20 protein-coding genes are annotated in these 23,140 nt (G+C 68.8%); 14 read left to right on the top strand and 6 right to left on the bottom strand.

Going from position 1 to position 23,140, the window contains the following annotated elements; genetic code table 11:
- Positions 1 to 8 precede the first annotated feature (8 nt).
- Positions 9 to 1,367, bottom strand: a complete 1,359-nt coding sequence (locus ABFO07_RS20990) for an MFS transporter (protein WP_059565649.1) — start codon at positions 1,365 to 1,367, stop codon at positions 9 to 11.
- 152 nt (positions 1,368 to 1,519) lie between these two features.
- Complete coding sequence (locus ABFO07_RS20985) at positions 1,520 to 1,885, bottom strand: hypothetical protein (RefSeq protein WP_124490391.1); 366 nt, start codon at positions 1,883 to 1,885, stop codon at positions 1,520 to 1,522.
- A 99-nt stretch (positions 1,886 to 1,984) separates the two neighbouring features.
- Here ABFO07_RS20985 and ABFO07_RS20980 point away from each other — a divergent pair, with 99 nt between their 5' ends.
- Complete coding sequence (locus ABFO07_RS20980; RefSeq protein WP_059810275.1) at positions 1,985 to 2,308, top strand: hypothetical protein; 324 nt, start codon at positions 1,985 to 1,987, stop codon at positions 2,306 to 2,308.
- 86 nt (positions 2,309 to 2,394) lie between these two features.
- On the opposite strand, the gene ABFO07_RS20975 is transcribed toward ABFO07_RS20980, so the two are convergent.
- Positions 2,395 to 3,831 carry a PLP-dependent aminotransferase family protein gene (locus ABFO07_RS20975; RefSeq protein WP_347469508.1) on the bottom strand — a complete coding sequence of 479 codons (1,437 nt, stop codon included), beginning with the start codon at positions 3,829 to 3,831 and terminating at the stop codon, positions 2,395 to 2,397.
- A gap of 141 nt (positions 3,832 to 3,972) precedes the next feature.
- Here ABFO07_RS20975 and ABFO07_RS20970 point away from each other — a divergent pair, with 141 nt between their 5' ends.
- Together ABFO07_RS20970 and ABFO07_RS20965 are read left to right on the top strand one after the other, a co-directional pair.
- The gene (locus ABFO07_RS20970; protein ID WP_059993153.1) at positions 3,973 to 6,297 is read left to right on the top strand and encodes an FdhF/YdeP family oxidoreductase; all 2,325 of its coding nucleotides are present in this window, start codon (positions 3,973 to 3,975) and stop codon (positions 6,295 to 6,297) included.
- Positions 6,298 to 6,308: 11 nt separating this feature from the next.
- Positions 6,309 to 7,226: a bestrophin family protein gene (locus ABFO07_RS20965; RefSeq protein WP_060148711.1), complete on the top strand. Its 918-nt coding sequence runs from the start codon at positions 6,309 to 6,311 to the stop codon at positions 7,224 to 7,226.
- A gap of 34 nt (positions 7,227 to 7,260) precedes the next feature.
- On the opposite strand, the gene ABFO07_RS20960 is transcribed toward ABFO07_RS20965, so the two are convergent.
- Positions 7,261 to 9,291 (bottom strand): FUSC family protein, encoded by a 2,031-nt coding sequence (locus tag ABFO07_RS20960; protein WP_060148732.1) that lies wholly within the window; start codon positions 9,289 to 9,291, stop codon positions 7,261 to 7,263.
- A gap of 166 nt (positions 9,292 to 9,457) precedes the next feature.
- On the opposite strand from ABFO07_RS20960, the gene ABFO07_RS20955 reads away from it, so the two are divergent.
- The 4 genes from ABFO07_RS20955 (at position 9,458) to ABFO07_RS20940 (ending at position 13,118) form a co-directional block, all read left to right on the top strand.
- Entirely contained in the window at positions 9,458 to 10,360 is a 903-nt protein-coding gene (locus ABFO07_RS20955) for a LysR family transcriptional regulator (protein ID WP_059810268.1), read from the top strand.
- Between the two features lie 133 nt (positions 10,361 to 10,493).
- Entirely contained in the window at positions 10,494 to 10,823 is a 330-nt protein-coding gene (locus tag ABFO07_RS20950) for a hypothetical protein (protein WP_059565644.1), read from the top strand.
- A 242-nt stretch (positions 10,824 to 11,065) separates the two neighbouring features.
- Entirely contained in the window at positions 11,066 to 11,404 is a 339-nt protein-coding gene (locus ABFO07_RS20945; RefSeq protein ID WP_059810264.1) for a hypothetical protein, read from the top strand.
- Positions 11,405 to 11,528: 124 nt separating this feature from the next.
- Positions 11,529 to 13,118: an ABC transporter substrate-binding protein gene (locus ABFO07_RS20940; protein WP_059565642.1), complete on the top strand. Its 1,590-nt coding sequence runs from the start codon at positions 11,529 to 11,531 to the stop codon at positions 13,116 to 13,118.
- 85 nt (positions 13,119 to 13,203) lie between these two features.
- Here ABFO07_RS20940 and ABFO07_RS20935 read toward each other — a convergent pair whose 3' ends face one another.
- Together ABFO07_RS20935 and ABFO07_RS20930 are read right to left on the bottom strand one after the other, a co-directional pair.
- A complete protein-coding gene (locus tag ABFO07_RS20935; protein ID WP_347469507.1) occupies positions 13,204 to 14,520 on the bottom strand; it encodes an Nramp family divalent metal transporter in 1,317 nt (438 codons plus the stop codon).
- A gap of 80 nt (positions 14,521 to 14,600) precedes the next feature.
- A complete protein-coding gene (locus tag ABFO07_RS20930; RefSeq protein ID WP_060028354.1) occupies positions 14,601 to 15,857 on the bottom strand; it encodes an oxalate decarboxylase family bicupin in 1,257 nt (418 codons plus the stop codon).
- 343 nt (positions 15,858 to 16,200) lie between these two features.
- Here ABFO07_RS20930 and sapR point away from each other — a divergent pair, with 343 nt between their 5' ends.
- The 7 genes from sapR (at position 16,201) to ABFO07_RS20895 (ending at position 23,020) form a co-directional block, all read left to right on the top strand.
- Positions 16,201 to 17,067 (top strand): sap1 transcriptional regulator SapR, encoded by an 867-nt coding sequence (gene sapR, locus ABFO07_RS20925; RefSeq protein ID WP_059883836.1) that lies wholly within the window; start codon positions 16,201 to 16,203, stop codon positions 17,065 to 17,067.
- Between the two features lie 14 nt (positions 17,068 to 17,081).
- On the top strand, positions 17,082 to 17,645 hold the full coding sequence (gene ddpX / locus ABFO07_RS20920) for a D-alanyl-D-alanine dipeptidase (RefSeq protein ID WP_059923505.1): 564 nt from the start codon (positions 17,082 to 17,084) through the stop codon (positions 17,643 to 17,645).
- Between the two features lie 40 nt (positions 17,646 to 17,685).
- Positions 17,686 to 19,281: an ABC transporter substrate-binding protein gene (locus ABFO07_RS20915; protein ID WP_322229761.1), complete on the top strand. Its 1,596-nt coding sequence runs from the start codon at positions 17,686 to 17,688 to the stop codon at positions 19,279 to 19,281.
- 10 nt (positions 19,282 to 19,291) lie between these two features.
- Entirely contained in the window at positions 19,292 to 20,362 is a 1,071-nt protein-coding gene (locus ABFO07_RS20910) for an ABC transporter permease (RefSeq protein WP_059961924.1), read from the top strand.
- A gap of 66 nt (positions 20,363 to 20,428) precedes the next feature.
- Positions 20,429 to 21,349 (top strand): nickel transporter permease, encoded by a 921-nt coding sequence (gene nikC / locus ABFO07_RS20905; protein ID WP_347469506.1) that lies wholly within the window; start codon positions 20,429 to 20,431, stop codon positions 21,347 to 21,349.
- Complete coding sequence (locus ABFO07_RS20900) at positions 21,339 to 22,247, top strand: ABC transporter ATP-binding protein (RefSeq protein ID WP_175038361.1); 909 nt, start codon at positions 21,339 to 21,341, stop codon at positions 22,245 to 22,247. The genes nikC and ABFO07_RS20900 overlap by 11 nt, the downstream gene beginning before the upstream one ends.
- Positions 22,244 to 23,020, top strand: coding sequence for an ABC transporter ATP-binding protein (locus tag ABFO07_RS20895; RefSeq protein ID WP_059908359.1), 777 nt, complete (start codon positions 22,244 to 22,246; stop codon positions 23,018 to 23,020). Before ABFO07_RS20900 ends, ABFO07_RS20895 begins: the two co-directional genes overlap by 4 nt.
- The last annotated feature ends 120 nt before the right edge of the window (positions 23,021 to 23,140 follow it).

Raw genomic sequence — 23,140 nt, 5'->3', positions numbered from 1 at the left:
CGAGGACGTCACGCGACCGGCGGAGCATGCCCGCCGTGCACGTCGTCGTATTCCCGCGAAATGTCCTTGTTGGTGTAATCCCCGAGCCGCGACGCCGCGATCAGGCTGATCGCCGCGCACACCAGCACGTACGCCGCAATCGCGTAGCCCGAATGGTAGTAGGCGAACAGCGCGGTCGCGATCAGCGGCGCGGGCCCGCCCGCGATCACCGACGCCAGCTGGTAGCCGAGCGACGCGCCGCTGTAGCGCAGCCGCCCGGTGAACGACTCGGCGATCAGCGCGGCCTGCGGCCCGTACATCATCGCGTGCGGCACCAGCGACAGCACGATGGCCGCGAAGATCAGCACCGGATCCCGGGTATCGACCATCGCGAAATAAAGGAAACCGAACAGCCCGGCGACGGCCGCGCCGATCATGTACATTCGCCGCCGCCCGATCACGTCGGACACGTGGCCGAACAGCGGAATGGTGACGAACTCGACCACCGACGCCGCGAGCACCGCGATCAGCAGCAGGTTGCGCGACGCGCCCAGCGTCGACACGCCGTAGGTGAACACGAAGGCCGTGAAGATGTAGAACGGCGCCTGCTCGGCCATCCGCGCGAACGCGGAAAGCACGATGTCCTTCGGCTGGCGACGGATCACTTCGAGCATCGGCGCCTTCTCGATCCGGTGCTCGGCCAGCAGCCGCGCGAAGATCGGCGTCTCGAGAATGTTCAGGCGGATGTAGAGGCCGATCGCGACCAGCACGATGCTCAGGAGGAACGGCACGCGCCAGCCCCACGTCAGGAATGCGCTGCCGGAGATCCAGCTCATCGCGAGCACCGCCAGATTCGCGAGGAACAGCCCGGCCGGCACGCCGAACTGCGGCCAGGCGGCCACGAAACCGCGGTGCGCGTTGGTGCGCGCCCATTCCATCGACATCAGCACCGAGCCGCCCCATTCGCCGCCGACACCGACACCCTGGATGAAGCGCAGCACCGTGAGCGCGACCGCGCCCCAGATGCCGATCGCCGCATAGGTCGGCACGAAGGCCACCGCGAAGGTGGCGAGCCCCATCAGCAGCAGCGTGACGATCAGCGTGGCCTTGCGCCCGATGCGATCGCCGTAATGGCCGAAGATCGCGGCGCCGACCGGCCGCGCGACGAAGCCGACCGCATAGATCAGGAAGGCCTGCAGCGTGCCGACGAGCGGGTGGGATTGGGGGAAGTACAGCTTTGCGAAGACGAGGCCGGTGACCGTGCTGTAGAGAAAGAAGTCATACCATTCGATCGTCGTGCCGACCGTGCTGGCGACGACGGCGCGGCGCAACTGGCGCCGGGCCTCCTCGTCGGAGAGGGGCGTGGCCCCGGGTTGCATGGCAGCCATTTTGCGTCCCCTTGAAGAAGGGCAATAGATGTATGGACCATCTCGTGTGCGGGGGGTTCCGGCGTCGCCGCATTCGTGCCCGATGAAGACGATACAAGCCTGAAACCTTCGGGCCACCCCGTCGCGAATCGCCAGCGCCGATCGCGTTGCTTTCACGAAGCCTGCTTGACCGGGCGGATGCTTCGCCGCCCCTGATCGTGCTGCCGGAATGCGCCGCCCATCAATGCTGCGACGGTTCGATCCGGGAAAACGCGCCCCTGCCCGGCAGCCGTCGATGCCGATCGATCGGCGCGCGCATCGCCGCCGCGCATACGCGCTGTTCCCGCCGTTACGTTACATCCGTGAACGATTTCGCCCATCCGGCCGCATTCCGGCCGCCGTCGCACGCCGCACACGGGCCGTTGCATCCGCGCGCGCGTTGCGCCGAACCGCCGGCCGGCAAGCGCCGGCGGCCGTTGCCGGGCCGCGCGCGCCGCCTGCGCCGCGCGCGGCCGGCGACGCTGGTACGGATTCTGCATCCCGTCCGGCACAAGCACCGCGCAGCGATCGGCGCGGATACGGGGAAACCGCAGGGCCCGTCCACGGACGCGCTCGCAAAAAAACACAACGGGGTCACTATGGGTGCGCTGCCGAATCAGTCAGATGCGCAATTCCAGGCGTTCATGAACCGGTTGCTCGAGCAACCGGAAGCAGCCTGGAGCGAAAAACAACGCATGGAAATCCACATGGCGCACACGTTGTCGGCCGACATGCTGCAGATGGCCGAACGCATGCGCGCCGGCCATGCCGATCTCGAGTCCGGGCTCGTGCTGCTCAAGTATGCGAAGGTGCTCGACTACATCCTGTCGTCGCTCGCTGCGCGCCGGGAAATCCATCCGCAGACGCTGCGCACGATCTTCCGGCTCGCGAACCTCAAAATCCACGACGCGTATCCGGAATAAGCGCCGCGCAGCCGTGGCCGCATCGGCGGCGACCCACCGGTGACGCGACGCGCCGAAGCACGCGAACGCAACCCGCGGCGCGCGCCTCACCCGCTCGCGCACTCCCCGGCCAGCCGCCCGAGCGTCTTCAGCGCCTGCTCGATCTGCACGGACCACGGATAGCTGTAATTCAGCCGGATGAAATGGTGGTAGCTCCCGCCGGCCGAGAACATGTGGCCGGGCCCGACGGTGATGCGCTGCGCGAGCGCGAGCTGGTACAGCCGCATCGCGTCGACCTGCGGCGGCAGCTCGACCCACAGCACGTAGCCGCCCTGCGGGTGCGACAGCCGCGTGCCTTCCGGGAAGAAGCGCCGCACCATCGCGCTCATCAGGTTCGCCTGCTGCGCGTACTGCTTGCGAATCCGCCGCAGGTGGAAGTCGTAGCCGTCGTGCTTCAAGTATTCGGCGATCGCGAGCTGCTCGGTCACCGGCGTCGCGAGCGTGTTCAGGAATTTCAGCTTCTCGACCTGGTCGCGATACCGCCCGGGCATCGCCCAGCCGATCCGGTAGCCGGGCGACAGGCTCTTCGAGAACGACGCGCAGTGCAGCACGAGCCCTTCCCGGTCGAACGACTTCAACGCGCTGGGCCGCGCGTCGCCGTAGTACAGCTCCTGGTAGACGTCGTTCTCGATCACCGGCACCCGATGCTTCGCGAGCAGTTCGACGAGCGCGCGCTTGCGCGCGTCGGACATCTGGAAGCCGAGCGGATTCTGGAAATTCGGCATCACCATGCAGGCGGCGATCGGCTCGCGTTCGAGAATCTGCGCGAGCGCGTCGATATCGATGCCGTCGTCCGGATGGGTCGGCACCTCGATCGCGCGCATGCCCATGCGTTCGATCGCGTGCAGCATCGCGTAGAACGTCGGCGATTCCACGGCGATCGTGTCGCCCGGGCGCGCGACCGCCTGCAGGCACAGGTTGATCGCCTCCGTCGCACCGATCGTCACGACGATCTCGTCGCGCTCCACCGGAATCCCGCTTTCCAGGTAGCGCCGCGCGATCTGCCGGATCAGCTCCTGGTTGCCCGGCGGAAGGTCGTCGATCACGCCCCAGCGGGTGCGCCGCCGCGCGATCGCCTGCGCATGCCGCGCGAGCCGCTGCACCGGAAACTGCGTCGCGTCGGGGTACGGCGAGCCGAGCGGCACCGCGTCGTCGCGCGCGATCGAGCGCAGCGTCGACAGCACGAGCCGGCTCACGTCGACGGCCGACGACGTCGCCACCGGCGTCGACAGGTGCAGCTCGGGCACGGCGTCGCGCCCGGTGCGCGCCTTCACGAAATAGCCGGACTGCGGCCGGCTTTCGATCAGCCCGCGGCTTTCGAGCACCAGGTAGGCCCGCAGCACGGTCGTGATGCTGAGCCGGTGCTGGCGGCTCGCCTGCCGTACCGACGGGATCCGTTCGCCCGGCCGGTAGACGCCGTTCTCGATCTGCGCCTGCAGATCGTCGGCCAGTTTGTCGTAGCGCTTCGCGCGGCTCTCTTTCACTTTGCTTTCACACGTACAGTTCTGTTCTGCAATGCATCAGTTTCGCGCAACTGTACTCTTTTTCGGGATGAACAGGTGTACACGCAGCGTGCAACGGCCCGCGCGTAACCTGCATCCATCGCTCCCCCCGACACCTGCATCATGAAAAAGAAACCCGCCAACGCACGCATCGAGCCTTACACCCATCCCGCCGCGGGCTGGGGGGCGCTCAAGGCCGTCACGGTCAACCTGATCAAGGAGAAGGTGTCCGGCAGCAATTACCGCACGCTGTTCCGCCAGAACCAGCCGGACGGCTTCGACTGCCCCGGCTGCGCGTGGCCCGACCGCAAGCATGCGTCGACCTTCGAGTTCTGCGAGAACGGCGTGAAGGCCGTCGCGGCCGAAGCGACGAGCAAGCGCGTGACGCCCGCGTTCTTCGCCGCGCACACGGTCACCGAGCTGCTCGAACAGACCGACTACGAACTCGAGCAGCACGGCCGCCTCACCGACCCGATGGTTTACGACGCGCGCACCGACCGCTACGTGCCGATCGCATGGGACGACGCGTACGCGCTGATCGCCCGCCACCTGCACGCGCTGCCCGACCCGAACCAGGCCGCGTTCTACACGTCCGGCCGCGCGAGCAACGAGGCCGCGTTCCTGTACCAGCTGTTCGTGCGCCGCTTCGGCACGAACAACTTCCCCGACTGCTCGAACATGTGCCACGAGGCCACGAGCCGCGGGCTGCCGCCGTCGGTCGGCGTCGGCAAGGGCACGGTCACGCTCGACGATTTCGAGCACGCGGACACGCTGTTCATCTTCGGCCAGAACCCCGCGACGAACCATCCGCGGATGATGGGCGAGCTGCGCGAATGCGCGAAGCGCGGCGCGACGATCGTGTCGATCAACCCGCTGAAGGAGCGCGGGCTGGAGCGTTTCGCGGATCCGCAAAGCCCGATCGAGATGCTGACGATGTCGGGCACCAACATCGCGTCGACGTTCATCCAGCCGACCCTCGGCGGCGATTTCGCGCTGATCAAGGGGATCGCGAAGCGCGTGCTGGAATTCGACGACGACGCGCGCAAGAACGGCGCCGCGCGCGTACTCGACACCGCGTTCATCGCCGAGCATACGACCGGCTTCGACGCGTTCGCCGACGACCTGCGCAACGAAAGCTGGTCGGCGCTCACCGCCGAAAGCGGCGTGTCGTACGAGCAGATCGACGGCCTCGCGCGGCTCTACGCACGCAGCGAGCGCGTGATCGCGACGTGGGGGATGGGCCTCACGCAGCACAAGCATTCGGTCGCGACCGTGCAGATGCTGACCAACCTGATGCTGATGCGCGGCAACATCGGCCGCCCCGGCGCGGGCCTGTGCCCGGTGCGCGGCCATTCGAACGTGCAGGGCAACCGCACGGTCGGCATCGAGGAAAAGCCGTCGCAGGCGTTCCTCGACCGGCTCGGCAAGGTGTTCGATTTCGCGCCGCCGCGCGAGCACGGCTACGACGTCGTCGAGACGATCGAGGCGATGCTCGAGGGCCACCTGAAGGTGTTCATCGGCCTGGGCGGCAACTTCGCGATGGCGACGCCGGACACGCCGCGCACCTGGGAAGGCCTGCGCCGCTGCGCGCTCACCGTGCACATCACGACGAAGCTGAACCGCAGCCACCTCGTCCACGGCCAGGACGCGCTGATCCTGCCGACGCTCGGCCGCACCGAGATCGACCTGCAGGACAACGTGGCGCAGGGCGTGACCGTCGAGGATTCGATGAGCATGGTGCACGTGTCGTACGGGATGAACAAACCCGCTTCGCCGAACCTGATGTCGGAAACGGCGATCGTCGCGCACATCGGCCACGCGGTGTTCGGCAGCGACAAGATCGACTGGCTCGCGTACAAGGACGATTACGCGAAGGTCCGCGACGCGATCGAGGCCACCCTCGACGACTTCTACGACTACAACGCGCGCATCGCGAAGCCGGGCGGCTTCCACCTGCGCGTCGCGTCGCGCGACCGCGAATGGCTCACGCCCACGGGCAAGGCCAACTTCATCGCGCACGCGCTGCCGACCGACACGCCGATCCAGCGCGCCCGCGCGCTGCACGGCGAGCGCCTGATGACGCTGATGACGACCCGCTCCCACGACCAGTACAACACGACCGTGTACGGGCTCGACGACCGCTATCGCGGCGTGTTCGGCCAGCGCCGCGTCGTGTTCGCCAATCCGGACGATCTCGCGATGCTCGGCCTGAAGGCCGGCGACTGGGTCGACATGGAAACGGTGTGGCACGACGGCATCGAGCGGCGCGCCGACGGCTTCCTGCTGGTCGAGTACGACATTCCGCGCGGCTGCATCGGCGCGTATTATCCGGAGACGAACCCGCTCGTGCCGCTCGACAGCGTCGGCGACGTCTGCAACACGCCGACCTCGAAATCGGTGCCGGTGCTGCTGCACCGCGCCGCGGCGCCGGCGTCGCAGGCCGCCTGAGGAGAACCGGCATGATCGTCCGTCCCCGCGAGCACTGGCTGCGGATGCTGTTCGTCTGGAACGGCTCGGTGCTGCAGTCGATCCTGCCGCAGCTCGCGCTGACGCTCGCGATCAGCATCGTCGCGCTGTGGACCGGCGGCCGCGTGATGGGCGAGAAGGTGCCGCTGAACCCGACGCCGTTCACGCTGATCGGCTTGACGCTGGCGATCTTCGCGGCGTTCCGCAACAACGCGAGCTACGACCGCTACCGCGAGGCGCGCGTGCTGTGGGGCGGCGTGCTGACCGCGGCGCGCACGCTGGTGTCGCAGATGCTCGCGTACGGCGCGTTCGACACCGACGCCGAGCGCCGCACGTTCGTGCGCACCGTGATCGCGTTCGTGTACGCGCTCAAGCACCAGCTGCGCGACACCGATCCCGCGGCCGACCTGCGGCCGCTGCTCGACGATGCGGCGTACGCGCGGATCGCGCCGCTGAAGTTCCGCCCGGTCGCGATCCTGCACGGGCTGCGCACCACGCTCGCCGCACGCGCCGATGCCGGCCGCCTTGCAGACACGCGCCTGTGGATGCTCGATGCGCGGCTCGACGAACTGGTCGCGATGGTCAGCGGCTGCGAACGCATCGCGTCGACGCCGATCCCGTTCTCGTATGACGTGCTGCTGCACCGGACCATCTACGCATACTGCGTGCTGCTGCCGTTCGGCCTCGTCGATTCGATCGGCGCCGCGACGCCGTTCGTCACCGTGTTCGTCGCCTACACGCTGATCGCGCTCGACGCGATCGCGCATGCGATCGCCGAACCGTTCGGCACCGGCCCGAACCATCTCGCGCTCGATGCGATCACGCGCCAGATCGAGCGCACGCTGCTCGAACTGAACGGCGATCCGCTGCCGGACGAAGTGACGCCGGGCAAGTACTACCGGCTGCCCTGACGCCCGGCGCGTCGCCCTTCTCCCCTCCCGCCGCTCAGTCCGTCCGGCCGCGCAGGAATTTGCGATGCGCGCTCGCGGTTTCCGCAATCGTGCGCACCAGCACGATACCTCGCAGCAGTGCACGCCCGTCGTCGCCGTCGAGATCGCCGAGGCGCCGCCGCAGCGCACGCTCGACGGCATCGCAGGTCGCCTCGAGCCGCGCGAACTCCGCCCGCGCGATCCGCGCCAGCACGACGGCGACCGGCCGCCGCGCCGCGGCCTGCGCCGAAGCCAGTGCGGCGAGCGCCAGCACACTGTCGCCGATGGTCCATGCCGCGAGCAGGTCGCGCGTGTCCTGCTCGATGAGGGACGGCGGCACGCTGCCCGCGAACGTGATTTCGTGCCCCACGCGGTCGGCGGTGCGGCTCAGCCACATGCTCGCCGACCATTTGCGCGGGTTGCGGGCAAGCCCGGCGAGGTCGCGGCGCACCGCGCGATGCAGGCGGCGCCGGCGCGCGCGGGGGTCGTGCGGAAACACGAGCGCGAACACCAGCGCGCCGAACGCGATCCCGAGCAGCGTGGCCAGCGCGCCGTTGAGGAACGCCGCATCGCCGATCCGCGCGGTATTGCTCGGCGACGTGAAATTCCAGAAGAAGATCGCGAAGCTGCTGCCGATCGCCGCGGTGCGGGGATAGCGCATCGCGATGCCCGCGCCCATCATGAACACGCCGACGATATAGGCGAGCATCACGAAATCCGACACCGCCGGCAACAGGACGAAGTTGCACACGATGCCGGCCAGCGCCGCGCATGCCGTGCCCTTCAGGAAGCCGATCGCGGCGCCGATCGAATTCGGGCGGGTCGAGAACAGCGCGCTGACCACGCCCACGATGGTGACGAACCCGGCGCCCGACGGCCACGCGCTGAAGATCCAGAACGCCGCCGCGGCCAGCACCGCGACGAACGCGCGCACGCCGTTGTGCCACGCGAGCACCGCGTCGCGGTGATACGCGTAGCGCACCCGGAGCGGCGGCGGATTCGGCAGGTCGATCAGCGCCTTGCGCGCGAACGCGCCGTCGAACCCGGCAAGGAGTGCCGCGAGGCGGTCGAGCGTGAGCAGCCGCGACGTGCGCGCGCCGGCGGGCGCCGCGGCTTCCGTGCGCAGCGCGTCGTCGACGCGCGCCCGCAGCGACGCCATACCGGGCCCGGCCTCGCCCGACGCGGCCATGCCGTCGAGCACCCGCGCGGCCTCGGCGAGCAGCGGCTCCGGCGTGTCGCCGCTGCACCGCGCGTGCTCGCGCACGGCCTGCGCGGCCGCATGCGCGGTCAGCACCGCGAGCGCTGCCCCGCGCAGATGCCCGATCGCGCGCCGCACCGGCGGCGCGCCCGCCGCCGCATACTCGGCCGCGGTATCGAGTTCGAGCGCATCGGCGAACAGCCGGTGCATCGCCGCGCCGTTCGACTCGCGGCGCAGCGCGCCGGCGCCGACGGCAACCGCCCGTTCGAGATAGCGCGCCAGCCGCACGCGAACGTCCCGCAGTGGCGCGCCCGGCGAGAAGATCGTCTCCATCGTCGCCGCGCAGAGTATCCCGACCACGACGTACATGAACCGCGCGGTCGCGATGTCGAACGCATGCAGCGGCGCGGACACCGCATCCATCGCGATGATCGCGGCCGTATAGCCGGCCAGCACCGCCGCGTACGCGCGGAAATTCCGCAGGAACGTCGCGACGCCCGCGCACAGCCCGATCCACGCGGCAAGCGCGAGCAGGAACAGTTCGGGGGCCTGCGCGAACGCGCCGGTGAGCGCGAGCGCGACCGCCGCGCCCACGGCGGTGCCGAGAATCCGGTACTGGCTCTTCGACAGCCCCATCCCGCGATTGCCCTGCGCGACGATCCACACGGTCGCCGCCGCCCACTTCGGGTCGTCGAGGTTCATCCGGAATGCGATGTACAGCGCGATCAGCGACGCGGCCGTGGTGCGCAGCGCGAAGCCGATGGCGGCGGGCGACAGCGCCGGCAGCGATGTGCGCAGGCCGGCCAGCAGCGCCGCGAGCGGCGCGGTCTTGGTGAAAGCGGATTTCATGCGGCGAGCATACGTGCGCGCGGGCGCCGCCACTACGGAGGCCGGCTGGGATAGGTTATTCCGCGCGGCGGGATAATCGGCGCAGGCGCGCGCGACATGAAACGAAATTGCAAGGAACGCTAAGATGGGCGCGATTCGACCACACCCGATCACACGAGCCGCCTGTATGGACCTTGAAAGCATCCAGATCTTCCTGCGCGTGGTGGAGCGCGGCAGCTTCACCGCGGCCTCCACGCAGCTCGGCATGCCGCTCAGCCGGACGAGCCGCAAGGTGAAGCAGCTCGAAGCCGATCTCGGCGTGCAGCTGCTGTACCGCACCACGCGCCGCGTGTCGGTGACCGAGGCCGGCCGCGACTACTACGAGCACTGCCTGCGCGCCGAGGAGATCCTGCTGGCGGCGGACCGCCGTGCGCGCGCATTGCGCACCGAGCCGGAAGGCACGCTGCGCGTGCTCGCGCCGTACGCGATCGGCCTGTTCAAGCTGGAGCCGGCGCTCACCGAGTTCCGCCGCCGCTACCCGAAGATCCAGATCGTGCTGACCTACGACAACAGCCCGCTCGACCTCGTCGAGCACGGCTTCGACGTCGCACTGCGCACGGGGCCGCTGAGCGATTCCGGCTACGTCGCGCGGCCGCTCGGCTGGTCGCACGCAAAGCTCGCCGCGAGCCCGCAGTATCTGGAACGCGCCGGACGGCCGAACACGCCGCAGGATCTCGCGCAGCACGACATCCTGTACGTGGGCCGCGATGCGCCGGGCCTGACGCTGCGACTCGCCAGCACCAGCGGCGAGGTCGCCGACGTGCCGGTGCGGCCGATCCTGATCTCGAACGAATCGGTCACGGTGCTGCGCCAGGCCGTGAGCGGCGGCGGCATCGCGCTGGTCTCGATGCATTTCGCGGCCAGGCGGCTCGAGAGCGGCGAGCTGGAAATCGTGCTCCCCGACTGGCACCGGACCGACGACGTCGAACTCAACGCGCTCTTTCCGCGACGCGCGACGCTCGACAGCAAGGTGCGCGCGTTCGTCGATTTCCTGACGGAAACCTTCGAGTCGTGGCGCACCGTGCCCTGACCCGCACCTGACCCGCGGCGCGCGTAATAATCGCTCACAAACGATACAGATCGGCCGTCAACACCTGTCGTGCGCCACCCGTTCTTGGGGCAAGCGCCGGAAATTCCTCCGCGCAACGACAGGAGAACCCACCATGCGAGCCCTCACCCGGAATTTCGCGATCGCCGCCACGCTGATGTCGGTGCTGACCGGCACCGCCTTCGCCGACACGCCGTGGCAGAAGGCCCACCCGCGCCGCGAAGAGGTGAACCAGCGCCTCGCAAACCAGAACCGCCGCATCCACAACGAAGTGAAGGAAGGCGAGATGTCGCACGCGCAAGCGGCGCGACTGCATCGCGACGACCGCAGGATCCGCCAGGAAGAGCGGGACATGGCGGCGCAGAACGGCGGACATCTCACCAAGCCCGAACAGCGCGTGCTGAACCAGCAGGAGAACGCGGTCAGCCACAAGATCGGCCAATAAGCGCTCCGGCGCGGTGAACTTCGAACGCCCGCTGCCGTACCCCGGCAGCGGGCGCTTGTTGCTGGTTGTATCGAATCGTTTCAGCGCGCGATGCGCGTCATCCCCTGCGGGTATACTCCGCCGTCATCCGCTCCCCGCATCCGCTGCGCAAAAACGCGCGACGCGGCGCGGTTTCGTTGCGAAGCTTCGCGTTTCGCCTGCCCCGCGTTCCAGCCTCGACACGAGACACTCGACGACCCATCATGAAACGATTCCTGCTGCTCCTCCCCGCCGCCGCCGTGCTCGCCGCCTGCGGTTCCGCGCCGACGTCCGACACGGCCGCCTCCGGCGGCACGAACGCGATGATCTACGTTTCGTCGCAGCGCCCGGCCGACGCGATCGGCAACTGCCTCGAGAGCCGCCTGTCGGATGCGCGCCGCTCGCATCACAACGGCGCGACCGACGTCGACGTCGGCTCGGGCTCCTACTTCGTCACGCTCACGCCGGCCGGCGCCGGCTCGGTCATCAAGGTCGTGCGCGGCTCCGCGAACGAGCCGGCCGAGGAAGCGATGCGCTTCGCGATCGCGCGCTGCGCGATCTGACGCGGCAGGCGCAGCGCCGCCCGCCTGCCTGCTGCACACGCATCCTGCGCGTGCAGCGAATATTTTCAGCCGGGCGCCCGTCGATGAGAGAATCGCACCACGATCTCTTCCCGATGGAGCCCGCATGAAGCATCTGCTGTCCAAGCTGTTCGTCAGTGCCGCGCTCGTCGCGCTCACGCCGGCGCTGCCGGCCCAGGCCGCGACGCCGCCCGGCATCTTCGTCATCGCCACCCAGCTCGCCGAATTCACGACCCTCGACCCGAGCGGCATCTACGAGCTCGTGCCGTCCGAGTACGTCGCGAACACCTACGAACGGCTGGTGCGCGTCGACCTGAAGGATCCGACGCAGTTCAACGGGCAGATCGCGCAATCGTGGAGCGTCGGCGCGGACGGCGTCACCTACACGTTCAAGCTGCGCCCCGGGCTCACGTTCCATTCCGGCAACCCGCTGACCGCCGACGACGTCGCGTGGTCGCTGCAGCGCACCGTGCTGCTCGACAAGGGGCCGGCCAGCGTGCTCGCCGATCTCGGCCTCACGAAGGCGAACGTCGCGCAGAAGGTGCGCGCGGTCGATCCGCAAACCGTCGTGCTCGAAACCGACCGCAAGTACGCGCCGAGCTTCGTGCTCAACGTGCTGAGCGCGTGCCCGGCGTCGGTGTTCGACAAGAAACTGCTGCTGTCGCACCAGCAGGGCAACGATCTCGGCAGCGGCTGGCTGCGCACCAACGACGCCGGCTCGGGCCCGTACAAGCTCGTCAAGTGGACGCCGAACGAGAGCATCGTGCTGCAGCGCTTCGACGGGTACCGCACGCCGTATCCGATGCAGCGCGTCGTGCTGCGCCATGTGCCCGAGGCATCCGCGCAGCGCCTGCTGCTCGAGAACGGCGACGCCGACGCGGCGCGCAACCTGAGCCCCGACAGCCTCGCCGCGCTCACCAAGGCGGGCAAGATCAAGGTCGCCGCATGGCCGGTGTCCGCGCTGCTGTACCTGAGCCTGAACACGAAGAACCCGAACCTCGCGAAGCCCGAGGTGCAGGAAGCGATGAAGTGGCTCGTCGACTACGACGGCATCCAGCGCAACATCGTCAGCACGACCTACAAGGTGCACCAGACGTTCCTGCCGGAAGGCTTCCTCGGCACGTTGAACGCACGCCCGTACAAGCAGGACGTCGCGAAGGCGAAGGCGCTGCTCGCGAAGGCCGGTGTGCCGAACGGCTTCTCGGTGTCGATGGACATGCCGAACGACTACCCGTTCCTGGAGATCGCGCAGGCGCTGCAGGCGAACTTCGCGCAGGCGGGCATCCAGGTGAAGCTGATCCCGGGCGACGCGAAGCAGGCGATCGGCAAGTATCGCGCGCGCCAGCACGACATCTTCATCGGCGAATGGTCGCCCGACTACATGGACCCGAACAGCAACGCGCGCGGCTTCGCATGGAACCCGGACAATTCCGACCAGTCGGCCAGCAAGATGCTCGCGTGGCGCAACAGCTGGGATATCCCGCAGTTGACGAAGGACACCGAGGCCGCGCTCGTCGAGCCGTCGCCCGCGAAACGCGCGCAGCGCTATGACGCGCTGCAGAAGGCGGTGCTCGCGCGCTCGCCGTTCATCGTCATGTTCGAGAAGGTCGTGCAGGTCGCGACGCGGCCGGGCGTCACCGGGCCGGAAATCGGGCCGATCAACGATCTCGTGTCGTATCGGACGCTGAAGAAGTAGGCGACGTCGCCCGCGCTGCCCCGCTACGCCGGCGCGCGGGCATGACGCGGCGGCGCCGCGCCGCCGCGAGGCGCCGCATTCGATTTCAATTGAACGCTGCCCACACCAGATACCCGTTCAACCCGACGATCACGGCCGTCGCCGCGCCGGCCGCGATCCGCAGCGGCATGCGCATCGCATGCGCGCCCATCACGTCCGCGCGCGCCGACAGCACCAGCAGCGCGATCATCGGCATCGGCAGCACGAAGCTCAGCACGACCTGGCTCAGCACCATCGCACGCGTGACGTCGCAGCCCAGCGCGACCACCGCGAACGCCGGCGCGATCGTCACCGCACGGCGCACCCACACCGGCAGCCGGCGCCGGATGAAGCCCTGCATCACGACCTGCCCCGCCATCGTGCCGACCACCGAGCTCGACACGCCCGACGTCAGCAGCGCGACCAGGAACAGCGCGCCGGCCGCCGGCCCGAGCACCGGCACCAGCGTGTGATACGCGTCGCCGATGTCGGTCGTGCCCGGCGCTGCTCGATGGAACGCCGACGACGCCATCATCACCATCGCGAGATTCACGGCGCCGGCCACGCCGAGCGCGGCCACCACCTCGCGGTTCGAGAAACGCACGAGCCGGCGGCGTTCGGCGTCGTTGCGCGGCGTGGTGCGGGCCTGTGTCAGCCCGGAATGCAGGTACAGCGTGTGCGGCATGATCGTCGCGCCGATGATGCCGACCGCAATCGTCAGCGCGGCGTGATCCGGCAGCTGCGGCACGACGAGATGCAGCGCCGCCGCCTGCCAGTCCTGCGGCGCGATCAGCAGCTCGCCGACGTAGCAGATACCGATCACGCCGACGAGCGCCGCGATCGCGGCCTCGAGCGGCCGGAAGCCGCGCGTCTCGAGCCCGAGGATCGCGCAGGTCGCAAGCGCCGTCGCGACCATCCCCGCGAGCAGCGACAGGTGGCACAGCAGCTCGAACGCGAGCGCGCCGCCGAGGAATTCCGCGAGATCGGTCGCCATCGCCGCGACCTCCGACGCGATCCACATCGCCCAGACGAGCCGCGCCGGGAAATGCGCGCGGCACAGCTCGGCGAGGTTGCGGCCGGTCACGATGCCGAGCTTCGCCGACATTGCCTGGAACAGCATCGCGATCGCGTTCGCGGCGAGCACGACCCACAGCAACCGGTAGCCGTACGCGGCGCCCGCCTGGATGTTGGTCGCGAAATTGCCGGGATCCATGTAGCCGATCGACGCGATCACGGCGGGGCCGACGAACGGCAGCAGCGCCGCCGCGCCGGTGCGGCGCCCTTCCAGCGCGGCGCGCGCCGCACGCCCGGTGCGTTCAGAGAGTTCGGAGGACGGGCCCGGCAGCGCGACGCCGCCGGCTGGTTTGCTCGACATGGGAAGCATGGTCTCGTTCCGTTCGAATGAAGGAGGCTGCGAGTGAGGAAGCGTCGCGGCCGGCGCGCCGCCTGCCGGCCGCGCGCAGGTCACGCCGGCACGACGTCCGGGCGGTTGCGCGGAATCTGCGCGATCACGTCGGGCGCGAGGTTCAGGTGCGCCTCGACGAGCCGCGGCGGCGTATGCGCGAGCCAGTCGGACAGCGACACTTCCGCGTAGCGCTCCGACTTGAAGATCTCGAGGAACACGAGATCGGTGTTGCCCGTGTTCTGCACGTAATGCCCGAGGCTCTTCTTCACGTAGCCGACGTCGCCCGCGCGGAAGTCGGCTGTCTGCGCCTTCGGCCCCGTGTCGAACACGGTCATGCGCGCGTCGCCCTGGATGTAGTACTGCCATTCGTCCGCGTTCGGATGCCAGTGCAGCTCGCGCATGCCGCCCGGATGCACGGTGACGAGCGCGGCGGACACCGTCTTCGACACGTTGAAGTTGCTGCTGTCCGCGATCCGCACCTCGCCGCCGCGCGTCCTGACGACGGGTTTCATGTCGCCGAGCGAGAACACGAACGGCTGCGGCGGCGCGCCGCGCGACGACGCGGCCGCGCGCTGCGCCTGCGCGAGCGGCCCCGGGTCGTTGCCCTGAAAGATCCACAGGTTGTCGAGCGGGATCCTGGAAAACGCATCGGCCGGCACGCCGAAGTTCAGCGCGAGCACGTCGGGCGGCGTGTGGGCGATCCAGTCGGTCAGCAGCAGCGTGTTGAATTCGGACGCGCGGCCGTTATCGAACGCGAGCAGGAATTCCGCGCCGTCGGTGCCGAGCCCCTGCAGCGAATGCGGAAGGCCGGGCGGGAAATACCACAGGTCGCCCGTCTTCACGTCCTGAACCGACGGCCGGCCCTGCTCGTCGAGCACGGTGATCCGGCAGCGGCCATCGAGCATGAACGCCCATTCGGCCTGCTGGTGCCAGTGCATCTCGCGAATGCCGCCGCGCGTGAGGCGCATGTTGACGCCCGAAATGGTTTCGGAAATCGCGAAATCGTCCTGCGTGACTTCCCGCGCCCATCCGCCATCCTGAATGCGTTTATGCGCATTATTGAAAGACGCCCAGAATAACGGCATGCCGTTGATATCGGTTGCGGGCGGATCCTGAAACGATGGAAACTGATTGGCGAGAGCCGGATTCTTCGGCCCCGGATCGGTCAGGCTCTGGCGGTTGCGCGCGTTGATCGCGCCTTCCGGCGGGCGGTCCGGGTTGCCGAACGTGGCCGCCTTCGCCGTCACGGCAAGGCCGGCCGCGGCAACCGCGCCGGCCGTGTTCGCGAGCATCCTGCGTCGGGAAAGATTCGTCATGATTTCCTCTTCAATTCGCAATTAATCGAATTCTCGGCACGAGATAATCGATCGACTTTCAATTTGTCGATTAAATCGATATCCCGAGACACAAGTTAAATACAAAACCAAGAGAAAATTAAATGAATAATCAAGATGGTTTAATGATTTAATATAATCAACTTTAAGTTTGTAATAAATGCATTCGGGTGACGCGAACGTGCGGGATGCCGTCTCGCCGATTTTTCGGGCCATCCCTCTATCGACATTCGTCACACCATAGTTTTTATAAGCTGGCGCGAATGATTTTGGCTTCGTTAGATGAATGACAATTCGCCGCCAAACGACAACGATCTAACAGCCGATGACCTGCGCGTTCGCCCATACCGTCGAAGCCCGTTTCGCCGAACTGACGCCCACCGCGAAGCGCATCGCGAGCTACATGCTCGCGAATCTCGACCGGCTCGGCCTCGAGACCGCCGACCAGATCGCGCAGCAGGCCGGCACCAGCGGAATCTCGGTCGGGCGCTTCCTGCGCAGCGTCGGCTACCGCAATCTCGACGACCTGAAGCGCGAGCTGCGCGGCGACGGCGATCGCCCGTGGATGATCACCGACCGCCTCGACGAATACCGCCGCGCCGCCGCCACGCCGGACGGCGCGCGTCACGACGCGCTCGCGCAGTCGCTCGACCGCGAGCTGGATGCGATCCGGCACGTCTACCGGCTCGCCGAAGGCCCCGTGTTCGCCCGCGTGGCGGAGCGCATCGCGCAAGCCGACGCCGTGTTCATCCTCGGCATCCAGTCGACGCGCGGGATCGGCAACGCATTCAGCAGCTACCTCGAATACCTGCGCCCGCGCGTGTTCTATTCGGACGGCCAGTCGGGCTCGTACGTCGATTCGCTGAACTCGGAATTCGCGCAGCCGTATTGCATCGTCACCGACACCCGCGCATATTCGCGCGTCGCGCGCCGCTATTGCCAGGCGGCCGCCGAGCGCGGCCTGCCATTCGCGCTCGTCACCGACCTCTACTGCCCGTGGGCGCGCGAATGGCCGGCCGACCTGCTGCAGGTGAAGACCGACGTCGGGCAGTTCTGGGATTCGCTCGCGCCGCTCACCTGCCTGTTCAACCTGCTGATCACGGCCGTCGTCGACCGCCTCGGCCCCGCGATCGACCGGCGCGTCGCGCGCAACCGCGAGCTGCAGCGCGCGTTCGACCAATTCGAACCCTGAGCCCCGATCCGCCGATGAATGCACCCCGCCTCGTCGAAATCACGGCCCGCACGCATGACGTCGAGATCGACCTCGTCTACGCGACCGAACGCAACCTGACCGGCAAGGCGATTTACCGCCGCGCGCATTGCCTGCTGCTCGAGCCGGCCGAAGCGGCGCTGCGCCGCGCGGCCGAGGTCGCCGCGCAGGCGGGCCTGCGGCTGCGGATCTACGACGCGTATCGCCCGCCGCAGGCGCAGCAGGTGCTGTGGGACTTCCTGCCCGATCCGAACTTCGTCGCCGATCTCGGCCGCGGCTCGAACCACAGCCGCGGCACCGCGCTCGACCTGACGCTCGCCGGCGCGAACGGCGACGTGCTCGACATGGGCACCGGCTTCGACGAGATGGTGGCCGCGTCCGGCCACTTCCACGCGGGCCTGCCGGCCACCGTGCAGCGCAACCGCCTGCTGCTGCTCGGCGTGATGCACGCGGCCGGCTTCGCGCACATCGCGAGCGAATGGTGGCACTACGAACTGCCCGGCTCGCACGCGCTGCCGCAGATCGACAACGCCGACAGCGGCCCGTGGCGGCTGATGTGAGGCTCGACCCATTTCCCGATGACCCACCGAAGGAGCGCACATGAAACGTCTGACACCCCGGCTCGTCGCGGCGCTCGCCGCATCCGTGCTCGCCGCCGCCCCGCTCGCCGCGCGCGCGGAGACGCCGAAGGACATGTTCGTGATGGCCACGCTGCTGGACGAATTCACGACGCTCGATCCGGGCGAGATCTACGAGCTGGTGCCGGAGGAATACGTCGCGAACACCTACGACCGCCTGGTGCGCGTCGACCTGCGCGACCCGTCGACATTCAACGGCGACGTCGCGCAGTCGTGGACCGTGAGCCCCGACGGGCTCACCTACACGTTCAAGCTGCGCCCGGGCCTCAGGTTCCATTCGGGCAACCCGCTGACCGCCGACGACGTCGCGTGGTCGATCCAGCGCACGGTGCTGCTCGACAAGGGCCCGGCCGCGGTGCTGACGGGCATCGGCCTCACGAAGGCCAACGTGCTCGCGAACGTGAAGAAGCTCGACGACCAGACCGTGTCCGTCACGACCGACCAGAAGTACGCGCCGACCTTCGTGCTGAACGTGCTCGGTTCGTGGCCCGCGTCGGTGCTCGACAAGAAGCTGCTGCTGTCGCACCAGCAGGGCAGCGACTTCGGCAACGCATGGCTGAAGACCAACGAAGCCGGTTCCGGCGCGTACAGGCTCGTCAAATGGGCGGCCGGCGACAGCCTCGTGCTGCAGCGCTTCGACGGCTACCGGCTGCCGCTCGCGATGAAGCGCATCGTGCTGCGCCACGTGCCGGAAGCCGCGAGCCAGCGCCTGCTGCTCGAGAACGGCGACGTCGACGCGGCGCGCGACCTGAGCCCCGACGATCTCGCGGCGGTCGTGAAGTCCGGCAAGGCGAAGGTCGCGCCGTCGCCGCAGGCGACGCTGCTGTACCTCGGCCTGAACACGAAGAACCCGACGCTCGCGAAGCCCGAGGTGCAGGAAGCGCTGAAATGGCTGGTCGACTATTCGGGCATCCAGAACCACGTCGTGAAGACCACCTACAAGGTGCACCAGACCTTCCTGCCCGACGGCTTCCTCGGCACGCTCGACGCAAAGCCGTACCGGCTCGACGTCGCGAAGGCGAAGGCGCTGCTTGCGAAGGCCGGCGTGCCGAACGGCTTCGCCGTGACGATGGACGTGCGCAACGACTATCCGTACACCGAAATCGCGCAGGCGGTGCAGGCGAATTTCGCGCAGGCGGGCGTCAAGGTGCAGCTGATCCCGGGCGACAACAAGCAGACGCTCGCGAAATACCGCGCGCGCCAGCACGACATCTACATCGGCGAATGGTCGGCCGACTACATCGACCCGCACAGCAACGCGCAGGGTTTCGCGTGGAATCCGGACAATTCCGACAAGTCGAGCTATAAAATGCTGGCCTGGCGCAACGGCTGGGATATTCCGCAGCTGACGAAGGACACCGACGCCGCGCTCGCCGAACCGTCCGCCGCGACGCGCGCGCAGCGCTACCAGACGATGCAGAAGTCGCTGGCCGCGCGCTCGCCGTTCGTGATCATGTTCGAGAAGGTCGCGCAGGTCGCGACGCGGCCGGGCGTGGGCGGCCTGGACGTCGGGCCGATCAATGATCTCGTGTCGTACCGCAACCTGAAGAAGCAATAAGATTCACCCCATGTCGACTCCCGCCCCCTCCCTCGAAGCGCTGCGCACGCTGCCCGCGCGGCGCCCGGCCATACGCCGGGCGCTGCGCGTGCTGCGCTGGGCGCTCACGCTCGCCGTCACGTTCGCCGGGCTGCTCGCACTGACCTTCGTGATCGGCCGCAAGGTGCCGATCGACCCGGTGCTCGCGATCCTCGGCGATCGCGCGTCGGCCGAAGCGTATGCAGCCGAACGCATCGCGCTCGGCCTCGACAAGCCGCTCGCGACGCAATTCCTGATCTACGCGCGCGACGTGCTGCACGGCAATCTCGGGATGTCGCTGCTGACGTCGAACCCGGTGCTCGACGACATCAAGCGCGTGTTTCCGGCGACGCTCGAGCTGGCGACGCTCGCGACCCTGATCGGCATCGCGATCGGCGTGCCGCTCGGCGTCGTGGCCGCGGTGAAGCACAACCGGCCGATCGATCACGTCGCGCGCTTCGTCGGCCTGATCGGCAGCTCGGTGCCCGTGTTCTGGCTCGGCCTGATGGGCCTGCTGCTGTTCTACGCGCGGCTGCACTGGGTCGCGGGGCCCGGCCGGCTCGACCCGGTGTTCGACGGGATGGTCGACACGCGCACCGGCAGCCTGCTGATCGACGCGGCGCTCGCCGGCGAATGGGACGTGTTCCGCAACGCGCTGTCGCACATCGCGCTGCCGGCCGCGATCCTCGGCTACTACTCGGTCGCGTACCTGAGCCGGATGACGCGCTCGTTCATGCTCGACCAGCTGAGCCAGGAATACATCGTCACCGCGCGCGCGAAAGGCTTGTCCGAGCGCCGCGTGATCTGGCGGCACGCGTTCGGCAACATCGCGGTGCCGCTCCTGACCGTGATCGCGCTCACCTACAGCAACCTGCTCGAAGGCTCGGTGCTGACCGAGATCGTGTTCGCGTGGCCGGGGCTCGGCTCGTACCTGACGGGCGCGCTGCTGAACGCCGACATGAGCGCGGTGCTCGGCGCGACGCTCGTGATCGGCGCGATGTTCATCACCGTCAACCTGCTGACCGACGCGCTGTATCGCGTGTTCGATCCGCGCGCACGCTGAGGGCCGCGCCGACATGTCCGCTGCATCGCTTCTTCCCGCCCGCTTCATGCCGAAGGCCGCCCGATCATGACCACGAATGCAGCACGCCCCACCCTGCGCGCGTGGCTCCTGTCCGACGCGCCCGCGTCGCGCTCGCAGGCCGCGCTCGGCCTCGCGTACCGCCGCTGGCGCCGGTTCGCCGCGAATCCGCTCAACCTGCTCGGGCTCGCGATCCTCGTCGCGCTGGTCGCGGTCGCGCTCGCCGGCCCGCTGATCACGCCGCACGACCCGCTGCGGCAGGTGCTCGCCGACCGCCTGCTGCCGCCCGGCTCGCCGTCGCACTGGCTCGGCACCGACCAGCTCGGCCGCGACATCCTCTCGCGCCTGATCGGCGGCGCGCGCCTGACGCTCGGCATCGCCATGCTCGTCGTGGTGCTCGTCGTGCCGGTCGGGCTCGCGATCGGCACGACCGCCGGCTACGTCGGCGGCTTCGTCGACAGCGTGCTGATGCGCATCACCGACGTCGCGCTCGCGTTCCCGAAGATCGTGCTCGCGCTCGCGTTCGCGGCCGCGCTCGGGCCCGGCGTGATCAACGCGGTCGTCGCGATCTCGATCACCGCGTGGCCCGCGTATGCGCGCCTCGCGCGCGCCGAGACGATCCGCATCGCGCAGGCCGACTACATCCACGCCGCGCGGCTGCAGGGCGCGTCGGACCCGCGCATCCTGCTGCGCTACATCGTGCCGCTCTGCATGTCGTCGGTGATCGTGCGCGCGACGCTCGACATGGCCGGCATCATCCTGACCGTCGCAGGCCTCGGCTTCCTCGGCCTCGGCGCACAGCCGCCGAGCCCGGAATGGGGCTTCATGGTCGCGTCGGGCCGCAACGTGCTGCTCGACGCGTGGTGGGTGGCGACGCTGCCCGGCGCGGCGATCCTGCTCGTCAGCCTCGCATTCAACCTGCTCGGCGACGGGCTGCGCGACGTCTTCGATCCGCGCCATGGAGCGTGACATGACCGCCCCCCACACCAACCACACGAACGCGCCGCTGTGCGAGATCGACGGGCTGAAGATCGGCTTTCGCGGCCACGACGGCACGGTGTCGGACGCCGTGCGCGACCTGTCGCTCACGCTCGCGCCGGGCGAACGGCTCGGCATCGTCGGCGAGTCGGGTTCCGGCAAGTCGCTCACGGGCCGCGCGCTGCTCGGCCTGCTGCCCGACGCCGCGCAGTGGTCCGCGCGCACGCTGCGCTTCGCGGGCCACGACCTGCTCGCGATGTCGCCGCGCGAGCGCCGGCGGCTGTGCGGCAGCCAGATCGGGATGATCCTGCAGGATCCGAAGTATTCGCTGAACCCGGTGATGACGATCGCCAAGCAGATGGGCGAGGCGTTCCGGCTGCGCGAGCCTGGGCTGCGCGGCCGCGCGCTGCGCGCGCGCATCGTCGACGCGCTCGCGGCCGTGCAGATCCGCGACCCGGCGCGCGTCGCCGACGCGTATCCGCACGAGCTGTCGGGCGGCATGGGCCAACGCGTGATGATCGCGATGATGGTGTCGACCGGCCCGCGCCTCTTGATCGCCGACGAGCCGACCTCGGCGCTCGACGTCGCGGTGTCGATGCAGGTGCTCGCGGTGCTCGACGCGATGATCGCGCGGCACGGCACCGGCCTGATGTTCATCAGCCACGACCTGCCGCTCGTGATGTCGTTCTGCGACCGCGTCGCGGTGATGTACGCGGGGCGCGTCGTCGAGACCTGCGCGGCGCGCGACCTGCGGCACGCGACGCACCCTTATACGCGCGGCTTGCTCGCGGCCAACCCGCCGCTGCGCAACCCGCCCGACGAGCTGCCGGTGCTGCAACGCGACCCGGCCTGGCTCGGCATCGCACCGCAACAGGAGGCCGCCCGATGATCGACGTCGACCACGTTTCGATCCGTTTTCCGACCCGCACCGGCCACGTCGACGCGGTGCGCGACGCGAGCTTCGCGGTGCGCGACGGCGAGGTGTTCGGCCTCGTCGGCGAATCGGGTTCCGGCAAGTCGACGCTGCTGCGCGCGCTCACCGGGCTCGTGCCGCTCGCGTCGGGCAGCCTGTCGATCGACGGCCGGCCGATCGGCGGGAAGCTCGACCGCGCGTTCCGCCGCCAGGTGCAGATGGTGTTCCAGGATCCGTACGCGTCGCTGCATCCGCGCTTCACGATCGACCAGACGTTGCGCGAGCCGCTGGCGATCCACGGCATGGCCGACGCCGACGCGCGCATCGCCCGCGCGCTCGCCGAAGTCGGGCTCGGGCCCGCGTTCCGCTTCCGCTATCCGCACCAGCTGTCGGGCGGCCAACGGCAGCGCGTCGCGATCGCGCGCGCGCTGATCGTCGAGCCGCGCGTGCTGCTGCTCGACGAGCCGACGTCCGCGCTCGACGTGTCGGTGCAGGCCGAGATCCTGAACCTGCTGCGCCGCCTGCATCGCGAGCGCGCGCTGACGATGATCCTCGTCAGCCACAACCTCGCGGTGGTCGGTTTCCTGTGCCAGCGCGTCGCGGTGATGCAGCACGGCGAGATCGTCGAGCTGCTCGGCGTCGAGGACGTGCGGGCCGGCCAGGTCGCGCGCGACTACACGCGCTCGCTGCTGCGCGCGACCGAAGGCTACCGCCGGCTCGACCCGGCGCTCGACGCGCCCGCCGCCTGACATCGCGGCGGCCTGACATCGCGGCGACGTGTCGGCATGCGAAACTTCACGCGCGGCGGGCTGCGCGGAACCCTTGCGCGGCACGCCGGTCCATGCAACATTCATCCATCAACGAACAGG

Origin of the sequence: Burkholderia stagnalis (assembly GCF_039848545.1) — a bacterium.
In the GTDB taxonomy this organism is placed as follows: domain Bacteria; phylum Pseudomonadota; class Gammaproteobacteria; order Burkholderiales; family Burkholderiaceae; genus Burkholderia; species Burkholderia stagnalis.
Note: the sequence above shows the minus strand (reverse complement) of the source record. Positions and strands in the feature narration are given on the sequence as shown.